General features: G+C 71.0%; 13 protein-coding genes. 8 read left to right on the top strand and 5 right to left on the bottom strand.

Annotated features, from left to right (window positions below; all coding sequences use genetic code 11):
- Nucleotides 1-5: 5 nt before the first annotated feature.
- Nucleotides 6-2,579 (top strand): trehalose-phosphatase, encoded by a 2,574-nt coding sequence (otsB, locus tag OED52_RS02200; protein WP_264153074.1) that lies wholly within the window; start codon nucleotides 6-8, stop codon nucleotides 2,577-2,579.
- Between the two features lie 44 nt (nucleotides 2,580-2,623).
- Here the strand turns inward: otsB and OED52_RS02195 are convergent, their stop codons facing one another.
- Nucleotides 2,624-3,730 (bottom strand): LacI family DNA-binding transcriptional regulator, encoded by a 1,107-nt coding sequence (locus tag OED52_RS02195; RefSeq protein ID WP_264153073.1) that lies wholly within the window; start codon nucleotides 3,728-3,730, stop codon nucleotides 2,624-2,626.
- A 165-nt stretch (nucleotides 3,731-3,895) separates the two neighbouring features.
- Between OED52_RS02195 and OED52_RS02190 the strand changes: the two genes are divergently transcribed.
- The 6 genes from OED52_RS02190 to pxpB all read left to right on the top strand — a co-directional run bounded on the left by OED52_RS02190 (nucleotide 3,896) and on the right by pxpB (nucleotide 9,801).
- On the top strand, nucleotides 3,896-4,924 hold the full coding sequence (locus OED52_RS02190) for a metal ABC transporter solute-binding protein, Zn/Mn family (protein ID WP_264153072.1): 1,029 nt from the start codon (nucleotides 3,896-3,898) through the stop codon (nucleotides 4,922-4,924).
- 26 nt (nucleotides 4,925-4,950) lie between these two features.
- Nucleotides 4,951-5,817 carry a metal ABC transporter ATP-binding protein gene (locus tag OED52_RS02185; protein ID WP_264153071.1) on the top strand — a complete coding sequence of 289 codons (867 nt, stop codon included), beginning with the start codon at nucleotides 4,951-4,953 and terminating at the stop codon, nucleotides 5,815-5,817.
- Nucleotides 5,814-6,704 carry a metal ABC transporter permease gene (locus OED52_RS02180; RefSeq protein WP_264153070.1) on the top strand — a complete coding sequence of 297 codons (891 nt, stop codon included), beginning with the start codon at nucleotides 5,814-5,816 and terminating at the stop codon, nucleotides 6,702-6,704. Before OED52_RS02185 ends, OED52_RS02180 begins: the two co-directional genes overlap by 4 nt.
- 98 nt (nucleotides 6,705-6,802) lie before the next feature.
- Complete coding sequence (locus OED52_RS02175) at nucleotides 6,803-8,404, top strand: GMC oxidoreductase (protein ID WP_264153069.1); 1,602 nt, start codon at nucleotides 6,803-6,805, stop codon at nucleotides 8,402-8,404.
- Nucleotides 8,405-8,423: 19 nt separating this feature from the next.
- The gene (locus OED52_RS02170) at nucleotides 8,424-9,182 is read left to right on the top strand and encodes a LamB/YcsF family protein (protein ID WP_264153068.1); all 759 of its coding nucleotides are present in this window, start codon (nucleotides 8,424-8,426) and stop codon (nucleotides 9,180-9,182) included.
- Between the two features lie 10 nt (nucleotides 9,183-9,192).
- On the top strand, nucleotides 9,193-9,801 hold the full coding sequence (pxpB, locus tag OED52_RS02165; RefSeq protein ID WP_264153067.1) for a 5-oxoprolinase subunit PxpB: 609 nt from the start codon (nucleotides 9,193-9,195) through the stop codon (nucleotides 9,799-9,801).
- Between the two features lie 7 nt (nucleotides 9,802-9,808).
- Here pxpB and mgtE read toward each other — a convergent pair whose 3' ends face one another.
- Nucleotides 9,809-11,167 carry a magnesium transporter gene (gene mgtE / locus OED52_RS02160; RefSeq protein ID WP_413247705.1) on the bottom strand — a complete coding sequence of 453 codons (1,359 nt, stop codon included), beginning with the start codon at nucleotides 11,165-11,167 and terminating at the stop codon, nucleotides 9,809-9,811.
- Between the two features lie 89 nt (nucleotides 11,168-11,256).
- On the opposite strand from mgtE, the gene OED52_RS02155 reads away from it, so the two are divergent.
- A complete protein-coding gene (locus OED52_RS02155) occupies nucleotides 11,257-12,120 on the top strand; it encodes a 5-oxoprolinase subunit C family protein (RefSeq protein ID WP_264154553.1) in 864 nt (287 codons plus the stop codon).
- Here OED52_RS02155 and OED52_RS02150 read toward each other — a convergent pair.
- From OED52_RS02150 to cysS, 3 genes are all read right to left on the bottom strand, one after another.
- Entirely contained in the window at nucleotides 12,079-13,128 is a 1,050-nt protein-coding gene (locus tag OED52_RS02150; protein ID WP_264153065.1) for an alpha/beta hydrolase, read from the bottom strand. The genes OED52_RS02155 and OED52_RS02150 overlap by 42 nt on opposite strands.
- Before the next feature lie 94 nt (nucleotides 13,129-13,222).
- On the bottom strand, nucleotides 13,223-14,182 hold the full coding sequence (gene rlmB / locus OED52_RS02145) for a 23S rRNA (guanosine(2251)-2'-O)-methyltransferase RlmB (protein ID WP_264153064.1): 960 nt from the start codon (nucleotides 14,180-14,182) through the stop codon (nucleotides 13,223-13,225).
- On the bottom strand, nucleotides 14,182-15,576 hold the full coding sequence (cysS, locus tag OED52_RS02140) for a cysteine--tRNA ligase (protein WP_264153063.1): 1,395 nt from the start codon (nucleotides 15,574-15,576) through the stop codon (nucleotides 14,182-14,184). Before cysS ends, rlmB begins: the two co-directional genes overlap by 1 nt.
- Nucleotides 15,577-15,587 lie beyond the last annotated feature (11 nt).

Genomic DNA, 15,587 nt, shown 5'->3' with positions numbered 1-15,587 from the left:
GTCGAGTGAGTGCCCACGACCTTCCGATTGAACTTCGACGTGCTCTGGTGGCTGTCGCACGGACGCCGCGGCTGCTCGTGGCAACCGATTACGACGGCACCATCTCGCCCCTCGTGTCCGACCCGGAGAAGGCCTATCCACACGACGAGGCGGTACGGGCGCTGCGTGGACTCGCCGTACTCCCCTCGACCTCGGCCGCCGTCATCTCCGGTCGCGCACTGAAGGATCTCGCGGCGCTGTCGCGCCTGCCGATCGAGGTGAAACTCGTCGGCAGCCACGGCTCCGAGTTCGACATCGGATTCGTGCACGAGATCGACCCCGACGCCAAGGAACTGCTGACGGAGATCGTCGACGCCATGCGGTCCGTGGCCGCGCGTGTCGCCGGTGTGCACGTGGAGGTCAAGCCGGCCAGCGCCGCCCTGCACGTGCGCAACGCGAGCGCCGAGGACGCCGCCGCGGCCCTCGACGTGATCCGCAACGATCTCGCCCTGCGCCCCGGCGTGCAGGTCACCGAGGGCAAGTCGGTGATCGAGCTGTCGGTGGTGCCCACCGACAAGGGCAAGGCGCTCGACATCATCCGACACCAGGAGGCCGCCACCGCGGCGGTGTTCTTCGGCGACGACGTCACCGACGAGAAGGCCTTCCGCTCGCTGCAGGGCCCCGACGTCGGCGTGAAGATCGGCGACGGGGAGACCGACGCCGAGTTCCGGGTGCGCACCACCGAGGAGGTCATTGCCGCACTGGCCTTCCTCCTCGAGGAACGCCGCACCTGGCTGTCCGGCGCGCACGTCGCGCCGATCGAGCGCCTGACGATGCTCGCCAGCCCCCGCTCCAAGGCACTGGTGACCCCCGACGGCACCATCACCTGGCTGTGCCATCCCGAACCCGACTCGGCCGCGGTCTTCGCGCACCTGCTCGGTGGGGACGCCGCCGGTCACTTCACTATCGGCCCGACCCGCGCGGCCCTGCCGCTGAGCCAGCGCTACGTGGATTCGACGATGACCGTGGTGACCCGTTGGGCATCGCTCGCGGTGATCGACTACCTGCCGCACGACGTCGAACCGGGCCGCACCGACCTGACCCGCGTGATCACCGGCCGCGCCACCGCGGCGGTGACCTTCGCGCCGCGCCCGGAGTTCGGGCAGGGGCAGGTCACCCTCGAGGTGGAGGACGAAGGCCTCCGGGTGATGGGCTTCAACGAGCCCTACGTCCTGCGCTCTCCCGGTGTCCGCTGGGAGATCACCACCGACGGTGTGCACCAGACCGCGCACGCCGTCGTCGACCCGACCGAGGGCGACGTGATTCTTGAACTGCGTTGTGGCACAGATGATCTCGGCGAACATCCGGTCGAGGAGGTCGACCGCCGGGCCGCCGCCGAGGCGTACTGGCACCAGTGGGCGTCGACCCTCGAACTGCCGCCGCTCAAGCCCGATCTCGTCAAGCGGTCGGCGCTCACCCTGCGCGGCCTGGTCCACGAACCCACCGGGTCGATCCTCGCCGCGGCGACGACCTCGCTGCCCGAGGAGATCGGCGGCGTCCGCAACTGGGACTACCGCTACTGCTGGCTGCGCGACGCCGCGCTCACCGCGCAGGCACTGGTGCGCGTCGGCTCGCTCGAGGAGGCGGAGAACTACCTCGACTGGGTGCACCGGGTGCTCGAGACCGTGCCCGGACCCGAGCGTCTGCACCCGCTGTACACCCTCGCCGGGGGCGCCCTGCCACCCGAGGCCGTGCTCGACAACCTGCCCGGCTACGCGGGATCGCGCCCGGTGCGCGTCGGCAACGCCGCCAACCAGCAGGTGCAGCTCGACGTGTTCGGCCCGATCGTCGACCTCATCTCCGATCTCGCACACCGGCGCGAGGAACGCGGGGTGCCGCACGACCAGGCCCTCACCGACCGCGACTGGGAGCTCGTGTGCTCGATGGTCACGGCGGTGGAGCGCCGCTGGTTCGAGCCCGACCACGGCATCTGGGAGATCCGGCACACGCCGCGGCACCACGTGTACTCGAAGGTCATGGGCTGGCTGACCGTCGACCGGGCGCTCACGCTCGCGGAGAAGTTCGGCCGCCCGGCCGGCGAGAGCTGGGCCGCGCTGCGCGAGGAGATCGCCGAAGAGGTGAAGGAGAAGGGCTGGAACGACGACGTCCAGTCGTACACCTCGGCCTACGACGGCACCGACCTCGACGCGGCGACGCTGTTCATCGGCCTGACCGGTCTCGTCGACCCGCAGAGCGAGCGGTTCCGGCTGACCGTGCAGGCCACCGAACGGGAGCTGCGCAGCGGCTCGACGGTCTACCGCTACCGCAGCGACGACGGCCTGCCCGGCACCGAGGGCGGTTTCCACCTCTGCGCCGCCTGGCTGGTCGCGGCGTACCTGCTGGTGGGGCAGCGCAACGACGCGGAGGCGCTGTTCGCGCAGCTGGTCGCGGCGGCCGGGCCGACGGGTCTGCTGAGCGAGGAGTACGACCCGGTGGCCGAGCGGTCGCTGGGGAACCACCCGCAGGCCTACAGCCACATCGGCCTGCTGCGCTGCGCCCAGCTGCTGTCCGGATCGGAGCCCGCGAGCCTGCGCCGCTGAGCACGCCCGAAACGCACTGCGCCGCTGAAAACCCGGAGAGCCGGCTATTCGGCGTACCACTCGCTCTCGACGCGGCCGGAGGTCGTGCCGAACCACAGCTGGGTGCCGAGCGTCTCGACGGCAGGGACGCCGGAGTGCGAGGGCGCGGCGAGCAGCAGTTCGCCGGCCCGGCGGCCCTTGTCCTTCTGCGGCTGCTTCACGGTGGTGAGGCCTTCGCGCAGCGCCTCGTCGATGCCGTCGAAACCGGTGATCGACAGGTGGCCGGGGACGTCGAGGCCCATCTGGTTCGCCCAGCCCAGGGCGCCGAGCGCGAGGACGTCGGTGGTGCACACCAGCGCGGTGATGCGTGGGTTGACGCGCATGATCTGCGCGGCGGCGGAGATGCCGTCCTCGGCGGTGTGCGTGTAGCGCTCGACGACCGTGAGCGATGCGGGGTCGAGCCCCGCCGCGCGCATCGCGTCCTGGACGCCGAAGATCCGCTCGCGCTGGACGTGGAAGGTGTCGGCATCGAGGGTCGACAGGTCGACGACACCGTCGTGCCGTTCGAGGCCGAGCCGCATCGTGAGCATGCCGATCTCGCGGTGGCCGAGTTCGATGAGGTGCGCCGCGAGGTCGCGCATGGCCCGCCGGTCGTCGATGCCCACCACGGGGGTGTGCTCGAAGCCGCGCGGCTGGTCGCAGGCGACGACGGGCAGGTGCCGTTCGAAGACGGCCTCGAGATAGGGGTCCCCGGGCGGCACCGAGTAGACGACGAAGCCGTCGACGGAGGAGCGGTGCACGACCTGGGCGGCCTCGGTGTCGGTGCGGCCGGGTCCGGCCGGGATGAGCAGCAGCCCCTGCCCGGCGGCCTCGCACGCCTCGGACAGGCCGGACAGGAAGTTCATCGCCGCGGGGTCGCGGAAGGAATAGCTCAGGGCCTCGGTGAGGAGCACCCCGACCGCCCCGGCCTTGCGGGTGCGGAGCGAGCGTGCCATCGGGTCGGGACCGGCGTAGCCGCGGCGCTTGGCGACGTCGAGGATGCGTTCGCGCAGCTCGGCGGACAGTTGGTCCGGGCGGTTGTAGGCGTTGGAGACCGTGGTGCGGGAGATCTTCAGCTCGGCGGCGATCGACGCCAGAGTCGCCTGTCGGCGGGGCTGACGAGACCTGGGCATGAGGGGACCGTAGTCCTGTGTGCATGGTCACGACCACTCGGGGATGGCGCGAACGGGGTTTTCCGTCCGCTAAAGTGGAACGGTAACGGTTACCAATAGCGTTTGGGTCGGTCGCTCCGGGCCCGCGCTCGCCGAAGCCCGCGCCGACCATCAGGAGAAGGAACTGTGCGACTGTCCTCCCGCACTGCACTCGCTGCCGCCGCGGTGGCGTGCGCGACCACCCTCGCCGCATGCGGATCCGGCATGTCGGACACCGGCGACGACACCCTCAGCGTGGTCGCATCCACCAACGTGTGGGGTTCGATCGCCCAGGCCGTCGCCGGCGACCGCGTCGAGGTCCGTTCCCTGATCACCGAGCCCTCCGCAGATCCGCACTCCTACGAGGCGAGCCCCCTCGACGCCGCCGCGATCTCCGACGCCTCGCTCGTCGTCTACAACGGCGGTGGGTACGACCACTTCGTCGACGACATCCTCGACTCCGCCGGCGACGACCGGCCCGCCGTCGTCGAGGCGTTCGCGCTGCACGAATCCGGGGAGCACTCCGACCTGCACGCGGGTCACGATCACGGCACCACCGGGTCCGACGAGCACGACACCACCGAGGAACACGACCGTTCCGCGGACGCACCGGACGCACACGGCCACGAGGGCCACGACCACAGCGGGGTCAACGAGCACGTCTGGTACGACCTCGCCACCGCCGACGCCGTCGCCCACGCGATCGCCGAGCAACTGTCCGAGCTCGACCCCGAGGGCGCCGCCGTCTACGAGAGCAACGCCGCAGCCTTCCACGAGAACCTGCACTACGTCTCCGACGTCGTCGAGGGCGTCTCGAAGAACCACGGCGGTGCGCCCATCGCCCAGACCGAGACCATCGGCTACTACCTCGTCCTCGGCGCCGGTCTCGACGACCGCACCCCCACGGACTTCACCAACGCGATCGAGAACGGCACCGACCCCTCCCCCGCGGCCATCGCGACGACCCGGCAGCTTCTGCTCGACGACCAGGTCCGCGTGCTGATCTACAACCCGCAGACCGAGGACCGGATCAGCCGTGAGATCCGTTCGGCGGCAGAATCGTCGGGCATCCCGGTGGTCGAGGTCTTCGAGACCCTGCCCGAGGGCGTCGACTACATTCAGTGGCAGTCCGCGACCGCCGAGTCCCTCGCTGCCGCGCTCGATTCAGCCTCCTGACCACCAGCTCGAGAAACCGGACCCCGGTGACATCCTCCACCCCAGACCACAGCCCCGTCGTCGAACTGCGCGGCGCCCGACTGGCCTTCGGCGACCGCGTGCTCTGGGAAGGGCTCGACCTCACCGTGCAACCCGGCGAGTTCGTGGCGATCCTCGGCCCCAACGGCGCCGGCAAGTCGTCGCTGCTCAAGGTGCTGCTCGGTCAGCTCCCCCTCACCTCCGGCACCGCGAGGATCGCCGGGCAACCGGTGCGCACCGGCAACTCCCACGTCGGCTACGTGCCGCAGCAGAAGTCCCTCGACGAGGGCGTGCCGCTGCGGGGCCGCGATCTCGTCGGTCTCGGGATCGACGGTCACCGGTGGGGCATCGGACTGCGCACCCGCCGCCGTCGCCTCGCCGCGGTGGAGGCCGCCATCGCGCAGGTCGGTGCCGAGTCCTACGCCGGGGCCCCCATCGGAACCCTCTCCGGCGGTGAGCAACAGCGCCTGCGCATCGCCCAGGCGCTCGTCGGCGACCCGCGGGTCCTGCTGTGCGACGAACCGCTGCTCAGCCTCGACCTCGCGAACCAGCACCTGGTCTCGCAGCTGATCGACCGGCGGCGCCGCGACCACGACACGGCCGTCCTGTTCGTCACCCACGAGATCAACCCGATCCTGCCGCTCGTCGACCGGGTGCTCTATCTCGTCGACGGCCAGTTCCGCATCGGCACCCCCGCCGAGGTCATGACCTCCGAGGTGCTGTCCGAGCTCTACCGCACCGACGTCGAGGTCCTCGAGATGCGCGGCCGCCTGGTGGTCGTCGGCACCGGCGACGCCATCGACGCGCTCGGCAGCGCCGGCGGTCTGCGACCCGGCGAAGGTGTCCACCACGACCATCACGAGGATCACGCATGAGCGGCAAGTTCACCGACGCCATGGGACGGATGTTCGACATCGACGCGACCGTCGAACTCCTGCAGTACGACTTCGTCCAGCAGGCACTCGCCGCCGGTGCCATCCTCGGCCTGCTCGCCGGGCTCCTCGGTCCGCTGATCATCAGCCGCCAGATGGCGTTCTCGGTGCACGGCACCTCCGAACTGTCGCTCACCGGTGCCGCCGCCGCCCTGATCATCGGGGTGTCCGTCGGGATCGGCGCGGTCGCCGGGGCCGTGGTCGCCGCGATCCTCTTCGGCCTGCTGGGAACCAAGGTGCGCGAACGGGATTCGGTCATCGGTGTGGTCATGGCGTTCGGGCTCGGCCTGGCCGTGCTGCTGCTGTGGGCCTACGACGGACGCACCGGCGCCGCCTTCTCGCTGCTCACCGGCCAGATCGTCGCCCCCGGCGGAACGGGCATCGCGCTGCTCGCCGGGTGCGCGGCACTGGTGATCGTCACCCTGCTCGTCATCTACCGGCCGCTGCTGTTCGCGAGCACCGACCCGGAGGTCGCCGCCGCACGCGGCGTCCCGGTGCGGGGACTGTCCATCGTGTTCGCCGTCCTCGTCGGTGTCACTGCCGCCCTCGGCGTGCAGATCGTGGGCGCGCTGCTCGTCATGGCCCTGCTCATCACCCCGGCCGCCGCGGCCGCGCGCGTGGTGAGCGGTCCGCTCGCCGCGACCGTGCTGTCGGTGGTCTTCGCGGAGATCGCCGCGGTCGGCGGCATCCTGCTCGCCCTCGCGCCGGGTGTGCCGGTGTCCGCCTTCATCACCGCGATCGCCTTCGTCGTCTACATGGTGTGCCGCGTGATCGGCTCGATCCGCCACCGGCGCGGCACCGGTCGCGTCGCCGTGCCCGCCTCGACGTGAACCTACCCTTCCTGCGAGGGAACGGAACGTGATCTTGACGCTCGTCCCGCCCGCTGCCTAGATTCCCGGGAATTCACAGCGGACATCGGGGGTCGAGCTTGCAGCACATCACACGTCGTTCGTTCCTGACCGGGGCTGCGGCGGCCGCCGGTCTGGCGCTCGCCGGAAGCACCGTCGCGCAGGCCGTGCCGGGGATCCCGGCCCGCGTGAACAAAGTGCCGCTCACCCACGAGGAGCACCGCGTCGTGGTGATCGGCACGGGCTTCGGCGGCGGCGTCACCGCGCTGCGGCTGGCGCAGGCCGGGGTGCGGGTGCACATGCTCGAACGCGGGATCCGCTGGCCCACGGGACCGAACGCCGACACCTTCCCGCGTGTCGACAATCCCGACAAGCGGTTCCTGTGGCACCGGTCCAATCCCGAGGTGTTCGGCCGCAAGCTGGTCTTCGAGCCGTACACCGGGCTCGTCGAGGCCGTCGTCGGCGAGAACATGACGGCGCTGTGTGCCTCGGGTGTCGGCGGCGGGTCGCTGGTCTACCAGGGCATGTCGCTGCAACCCGACGAGGCGGTGTTCAACACGCACTTCCCCGACGAGCTCGACTGGGCCCGCATGGACCGCGTCCACTACCCGCGGGTGGCGCGGATGCTGCAGCTCGCAGTGGCTCCGGATGAGCTGGTCGACAGCCCCAACTACCAGGTGGCGCGCACCTTCGCCGCCCGCGCCCGCGAGGCCGGGCTCCCGATCGACAAGGTCCCGATGCCCATCGACTGGGACTACGCGCTCGCCGAACTGCGTGGGGAGATGACGCCCGCCTACACCGACGGCTCGGGCGCGATGGGCGTCAACAACGGCGGCAAGCACTCCGTCGACGTCACCTACATCGCGCAGGCGGAGGCCACCGGGCTGGTGACCGTCGCGACGCAGCACGAGGTCACCGACATCGAGCGTCGCGGGGACGGGCGGTGGACGGTGTACGTGAACCGAACCGACACCGCAGGCAACGTCCTCGAGAACAAGATCCTCACCACCGACGCGCTGGTGCTGTCCGCCGGCACCATGAACACCACCCGCCTGCTCGTGAAGGCCGCGGCGAAGGGACTCGTCACCGACCTGCCCGACGGTGTCGGCCAGGGCTGGGGGTCCAACGCCGACCGCATCTACCTGTGGACGAATCTCGCCGAGCAGTTCGGTGCCGTGCAGGGCGGCCCGGTGGTCTACGGCAGCAAGAACTGGAGCGACCCGCACGCCGCGTTCACCGTCGTCCAGGCGTCCATCCCGGGCTTCCACGGCATCGACATGCACAGCACCGTCCTGGTGGGCTACGGGGTCAGCGACGGCCGCGGTCACTTCGTCTACGACGCCGCCCGTGACGACGCCGTGCTGCGCTGGCCGTACGAGGGCGACGCCGGCATCCAGACCGGCCACATCGACCCGGCCGTCCGCCGGATCGCGGGACCGGCGAGCATCCTGACCGACACCAACGCGATCGTCCCGTCCACCTGGCATCCGCTCGGCGGGGCGAGCATGGGCACCGTCTGCGATCTCGAGGGCCGCGTGCTCGGCCAGCGCGGCCTGTACGTGCTCGACGGTGCGCTCATGCCGGGCAACACCGCCGCCTGCAACCCGTCGATGACGATCGCCGCGGTCGTCGAACGGGCCATGGACGACATCGTCACCCGCGACGTCGGAACGGTCTTCTGATCGGGCCTAGACTCGGGTCGTGACCCGCATCGACCTCAACAGCGACCTGGGCGAGAGTTACGGCCAGTGGCGTCTGGGCGACGACGAGACCATGCTCGACATCGTCACCAGCGCCAACGTCGCCTGCGGTTTCCACGCCGGCGACCCCTCGACGCTGCTCGAGACCTGCCGGGGTGCGGCGAAGCGGGAGGTGCGGATCGGCGCGCAGGTGGGCTACAACGACCTCGCCGGATTCGGGCGCCGCTTCGTCGAGATCCCCGCGGACGAGCTCACCGCCGAGATCATCTACCAGATCGGTGCGCTCGACGGTCTCGCCCGCGTCGCCGGGTCGTCGGTGCGCTACGTCAAACCGCACGGCGCGCTGTACAACGCGGTGGTGCACCACCGCGAGCAGGCCCGCGCCGTCGTCGACGCGGTGCGTTCCTACGACGCCTCGCTGCCCCTCCTCGGCCTGCCCGGTTCGGCGCTGCTCGAGGAGGCCGAACGCGCCGGGCTGGTCGTGGTCACCGAGGCATTCGCCGACCGGGCCTACACCCCCGAGGGCACCCTCGTCTCCCGGCGCGAACCCGGTGCGGTGCTGCACGATCCGGACGAGGTGGCCGAACGAGTGCTGCGCATGGTCACCGAGGGCACGGTCATCGCGATCGACGGCAGCGTCGTCCCGGTGAACGCGCAGTCGGTGTGCATCCACGGCGACTCCCCCGGCGCGACCGCGATGGCCGTCGCCGTGCGTTCCCGGCTCGACGCCGAGAACATCGACATCCGATCGTTCGTGTGAGGTACTCGCGATGAGGATCCTCCGTGCCGGCGACAGTGCCCTCCTCGCCGAATTCGAGTCGCTCGACGAGGTACTCGCGCAGTGGCGCGCCCTCGACGAGGCACGGCTGCGCGGCGTCGTCGATCTCGTGCCCGCCGCCCGCACGATCCTCGTCGTCTTCGACCCGGTGGAGACCACCGCAGAGAAGGTCCGGCGGTGGATCGCCGACACCCCGCCGCTGCCGCCGGACACCGCACCGAGCGCCGAGGTGGAGATCGGGGTCCGGTACGACGGGCCGGATCTCGAGGAGGTGGGGCGCCTGACCGGGCTCGACACCGACGAGGTGGTGGCCGCGCACACGAGCACCGCGTGGACCGTCGCGTTCGGCGGGTTCGCCCCCGGCTTCGCGTATCTCACCGGCGGGGACGAGCGACTCCACGTGCCGCGCCGCGAATCTCCGCGCACCGTGGTCCCGGCCGGTGCGGTGGGGCTCGCCGGTGAGTTCTCCGGGGTCTACCCGCGCCGGTCGCCGGGCGGCTGGCAGCTGATCGGCACCACCGATGTGCCGCTGTGGGATCCGCAGCGGTCCCCGGCGGCCCTGCTCCGGCCGGGGCACTCGGTGAGGTTCGTGGCCCTCTGACCCCGCGTCAGATCCCCAGCACCGCCTTCGCGATGAGGAAGTAGATCACCAGACCGGTCGCGTCGACGAAGGTCGTGATGAAGGGATTGGAGAACACCGCCGGATCGGCGCGAATGGTTCTCGCCACCAACGGCATCGCACCACCGACCGTCGCCGCGAGCGTGCACACGCTCACGAGGGTCAGGCCGATCACCGCCCCGATCGACGGCTCGTAGACCAGCGCGGTGAGCACGAAGGCCACTCCGCCGAGCAGTAGACCGAGGGACAGACCGACCCGGAATTCCCGCGCGACGACGGCGGCGATGTCGCGGGGTGAGATGTCGTCGAGGGCCAGTGCGCGAGTGACGGTGGTGGCGGCCTGGTTTCCGGTGTTGCCGCCGGTGCCGATGAGCAGCGGCACGAACAACGCGAGCGTGACGACCTGGTCGAGCGTCGACTCGAAGACCTCGAGGACCTGGACGGTGAGGGTCGCGCCGAGGGCCAGGACCAGCAGCCACACCACGCGCGAGCGCACCAGGCTCCCGATGGGTGTGGCCAGATAGGGACTGCGCAGCGGCTCGGTACCGCTCATGCGCGCCTGGTCCTCGCTGTCGGCGATCTCGAGGATGCGCAGTGCGTCGTCGACGGTCAGGATCCCCACGAGCCGCTTCTCGTTGTCGACGATCATCATGGCCAGCAGCCGGAGTTCCGCGCACCGGCGGGCGGCCTCCTCCGCGTCGTCGGTGGCACGCGCCCAGTAGGGCTCCGTCATGACCTCGGCGACGAGCGTGCCGGAGTCGGCGTTCATCACCGCGCGCAGCCCGACCACGCCGACGAGGACGCGGCCGTCGTCGACCACGGGCAGCGTGTAGACGGTCTCGGCGTCGTCGAGTCGGCGGTGCACGGCCGCCATCGCCTGCTCGACCGTCATGTCCGGTCGCAGCGAGACGAAGGTGGGACTCATGCGCCGGCCGATCGCGCGCTGCGGATAGCCGAGGACGGTGGCGGTCAGTTCCCGGTCGGCGGCCGGCAGGCCCCGCATGAGCGAGGACGCGACGGTGGCGGGCAGTTCGTCGAGCAGCTCGACGCGGTCGTCGGGTTCGAGGTCGGCGAAGATCGCGGCGACCTGGTCGTCGCGCAGGCCGCGGACGAGTTCGCTCTGCATGCTCGGATCGAGCCGCTCGAAGACGTCGATCGCGCAGTCCTTGGGAAGCAGCCGGTAGAGCACCGCACGATCGGTGCGGTCGAGCCGCTCCAGGACGTCGACGATGTGCTCGACGTCGAGATCGGCGATCGCATCGTGGACCGTGGCGAGATCGTCTTCTCCCACCGCCCTCTCGATCAGACGGGACGTCGCTGCCCGGGTGTTCGCATCATCCACGCTCATCACCTCCATCCTCGATCTCCTCCAACCTATCCCGCGTCCGTCGGCCGAGTCCGGCTACGAGGGTGAGCGCGGTGGGTGAGAATGAAGCCGTGGCGTGGTTCGAGGTGATCTCCGGCGGAATGCTGACGACGGTGCAGGATCGGGGCCGTCCCGGTCACGGTGCGTCCGGGCTCACCCGGTCCGGCGCCGCGGACCGGCGGGCGCACGACGCCGCCAACCGGTTGGTGGGCAACATCCCCGAGGCCGCGACCCTCGAGGTGACCGGTGGCGGTCTCGCGCTGCGCAGCGTCGGAGAGACGCTGGTGGCAGTGACCGGTGCCCGCGTCGAGGTCACCGTCGGGGGCCGGGTCGCCGGGGACTGGGCGCGGGTGATCGTGCCGAACGGCGAGGTGCTGAAGGTCGGGGTTCCCGCCGAGGGGCTGCGGACCTACGTCGCGGTGCGCGGCGGGTTCGACGTGCCCGAGGTGCTGGGCAGCCGGTCCACCGACACGCTCTCGGGCACAGGGCCGGAGCCGGTGCGGACCGGCGACCGGTTGCTCGTCGGGGGGCTCGCGGACGGCCTGCCCGACGAGGAGCAGATCCCACCCCCGCCGCCGATGGACGATCCCGTGGAGATCCGGGTGCGGCTCGGCCCGCGGGACGACTGGTTCACCGAGCCGTCGGTGCGGGCGCTGTTCCACGTGCCGTGGACGGTGACCCCGCAACTGGACCGGGTGGGCATCCGGTTCCGGGGGCCGGGGCCGCTGCACCGCGCCCGGCACGGCGAACTGCCGAGCGAGGGCATGGTGGCCGGGTCGCTGCAAGTGCCGCCGGAGGGGCATCCGGTGCTGTTCCTCGCGGATCACCCGGTGACGGGCGGGTATCCGGTGATCGCGGTGGCCGTCGAGGCCGATCTGCCGATCGCCGCGCAGTTACGACCCGGCGACCGGGTCCGGTTCGTCGCGGTGCGGTGAGGCCGGATCCCCGGCGGTGACGCGCCGGACGAAGGTGATCACCTCGTCCAGGGCCCGTGGCGCCGACGGGGAGATCCCCGGCAGGCTCAGATAGCCGTGGACGGCGTCGGGATAGTCGGTCGCGGTGACGTCCCCACCCTTGCTCCGCAGGGCCTCGATGTAGCGGATCCCGTTGTCGCGCAACGGGTCGTGTCCGGCCGTCTGCACGAGTGCGGGCACGACCGCGCCCGCGAGCGAACCGCGCAGCGGCGCCGCGGTGGGAGCGTACGGATCGGCGTCGCCCATGTACAGGCGCACGAACGCCCGCATGCCCCGCGAGGTCAGGACCGGTGCCTCCGCGAACTCGCGTTCGGAGGGGAACTCCTCCACCATCTCGACCGCGGGGTAGATCAGGACCTGGCCGGCGAGGCCGGGACCGCCGGAGCGCACGGCCAGTTCGGCCGTCACCGCCGCGAGATTCCCACCGGCGCTGTCGCCGGCCACCACCACGCGGGACGGATCACCGCCGAGACCGGCGGCGTGGCCGACGATCCAGCGCAGCGACGACCAGCAGTCCAGAACCGCTGCGGGATAGGGATGTTCGGGTGCGAGCCGGTAGTCCACCGATACGACGACGCACGGGGTGCGCACCGCCATGTGGCTCGCCCACCACTCGTCCTGCTCGGGATCGCCGAGAACCCATCCGCCACCGTGGAACAGGACCACGAGCGGAAGCGGACCGCCCCTCGCCCCGCCGGGCCGGTAGATTCTCAGCCGCAGGGTGACCGGTGCGGACTCCGGCTCCAGCCCGTCGACCTCCACGGGATCGAGCTCGACCCACCGGTCCTCGATACGCGTCTCCGGATGCGGGCGGCCGGCGACGAACCGGCCCACCGGCGAGGACAACAACCGCGCGCGGGCCCGCCTGCGCGCGGGGATCTCCTCCGGGGGCACCTCGGAGATCGGCTTGTTCGTGAAGCCCTCGAACAGCGCGAACAGCTTCGTGCGGAACGGCAATGAGTCGGCCACGAGGACAGACTAGGTCCTCGTGGCCGGAAATCCGGTCGAGTCGGCCGGATTCGTGCTCCTCAGCTGTATCGCGCTGTCGGATACGGCGCTGTTGTCAGATACGGCGCTGCCGGGCGATGTCCGCGAGGACCACACCCGCCGCGACCGAGGCGTTGAGCGACTCGACGTCGCCGGCCATCGGGATGGACAGCACCGCGTCGCAGGTCTCGCGCACCAGTCGCGACAGACCCTTGCCCTCCGAACCCACGACCACGACCACGGGATCGGTGCCGTCGAAGTCGTCGAGGCTCGTGTCGCCGCCGGCGTCGAGGCCGACGACGCGGACACCGCGGTTCTGCCACTCCTTGAGTGTGCGGGTGAGATTGGTGGCCCGGGCGACGGGCAGACGTGCCGCGGCACCCGCGCTGGTGCGCCACGCCACCGCCGTCACCGACGCCGACCGGCGCTGCGGGATCACCACGCCGTGCCCGCCGAAGGCGGCGACGGAGCGGATCACGGCACCGAGGTTGCGCGGATCGGAGATGTTGTCGAGGGCCACCAGCAGCGGCGTCTCGTGGTTCTCCGCGGCCCGCGCGAGCAGGTCGTCGGGATGCGCGTAGCGGTAGGGCGGCACCTGCAGGCCGATGCCCTGGTGCATGCCGTTGGCGGAGAGCCGGTCGAGCTCGGCGCGCGACACCTCGAGGATCGAGATGCCCGTCTCGGCGGCACGCTGCACCGCTTCCTTCAGCCGCTCGTCGGCCTCGGCGCCGAGCGCGACGTAGAGGGCCGTGGCGGGAACCCCGGCCCGGAGGCACTCGACGACCGGGTTCCGGCCGAGCACCATCTCCGGCCCCTCCTCGGCCTTACGGCCGGCGGGACGGCGGCTGCGCTGGTCGGCGGCCTTCGCGGCGGCGCGGGCGCGCCGGGCCGCGGGGTGGTACGGACGGTCCTCGGCCTTGGGGGTGGCGCCGCGCGGTTCGAGACCGCGACGTCGCTGCCCGCCGGAACCGACGACCTGCCCCTTCTTCGTCCCGCCCTTGCGTACTGCGCCGCGACGCTGAGAATTGCCTGCCATCACTGTCCTGCTTTCAAGGACCACTCGGGTCCGTTGGGCGTGTCGGTCACTTCGATGCCCGCGGCGGCCAGACGGTCACGCACCTCGTCGGCCACCGCCCAGTTCTTCTCGGCGCGGGCGGTCGCACGGCGTTCGAGGTCGGCGGCGACCAGCACGTCGAGGGCCTCGAGCGCCGCGGAGCCGGTGCCCGTGGAGTCGCACCAGTGCTCGTCGAGCGGGTCCACACCCAGGATGCCCAGCATGCTGCGCATCCGGGAGGCGATCTGCACCGCCTCGTCGAGGTCGCCGTTGTCGAGGGCCTTGTTGCCCTCGCTGCGGAGCCGGTGGATCTCGGCGAGCGCCTTCGGCACGCCGAGGTCGTCGTCGAGGGCTTCGGCGAAGGCGTCCGTCCAGGTGCCGACCGGAACCTCCCCCGCGCGGTCGCGGGTCTTGAGGACGAACTGCTCGAGACCCCGGTACGCGGCGGCCGCCTCCTGCAGGGCGGCGTCGGAGTACTCGAGCATCGAGCGGTAGTGCGCGCTGCCCAGGTAGTAGCGCAGTTCCTGCGGGCGCACCCGGGTGAGCACGTTGGGGATGGACAGCACGTTGCCGAGCGACTTCGACATCTTCTCGCCGCCCATCGTCACCCAGCCGTTGTGCAGCCAGTAGCGGGCGAAGCCGTCGCCGGCCGCTCGGGACTGGGCCACCTCGTTCTCGTGGTGCGGGAAGACGAGGTCCATGCCTCCGCAGTGGATGTCGAAGGTGCCGCCGAGATAGAACCCGGCCATCGCCGAGCACTCGAGGTGCCAGCCGGGACGGCCGCGGCCCCACGGCGTGGGCCAGGACGGCTCGCCGGGCTTCTCGGCCTTCCACAGGGTGAAGTCGCGGGGGTCGCGCTTGCCGCGCCCGGCGCTCTCGCCCTGGTGGACGTCCTCGATCCGGTGACCGGAGAGGGCGCCGTACTCGGGGAAGCTCAGCACGTCGAAGTAGACGTCGCCGTCGGCGGCGTAGGCGTGGCCGGCGTCGATGAGGCGCTGGATGAGTTCGACCATCTGGGTGATGTGGCCGGTCGCGCGGGGTTCCACGGACGGCGGGAGCACGCCGAGAGCGTCGTATGCCCTGGTGAAGGCCCGTTCGTAGGTGGCGGCCCATTCCCACCAGGGACGCCCGGCCTCGCCTGCCTTGCGAAGGATCTTGTCGTCGATGTCTGTGACGTTTCTCACAAAGGCGACATCGAGGCCGTTCGCGGTGAGCCAGCGCCGGAGCACGTCGAAGGCGACGCCGCTGCGGACGTGTCCGATATGGGGTTCGCCCTGAACGGTGGCCCCACACAGGTACACCGATGCATGGCCGGGGACGAGCGGTTCGAAATCCCGCACAGCCCGCGATTCGGTGTCGTATAAGCGCAAGGTCACGACCGTCGATC

The organism is Rhodococcus sp. Z13, from assembly GCF_025837095.1.
GTDB classification, from domain to species: domain Bacteria; phylum Actinomycetota; class Actinomycetes; order Mycobacteriales; family Mycobacteriaceae; genus Rhodococcus; species Rhodococcus sacchari.
The sequence above is the reverse complement of the archived record's forward strand: the minus strand, read 5'-3'. Positions and strand labels throughout refer to the sequence as shown.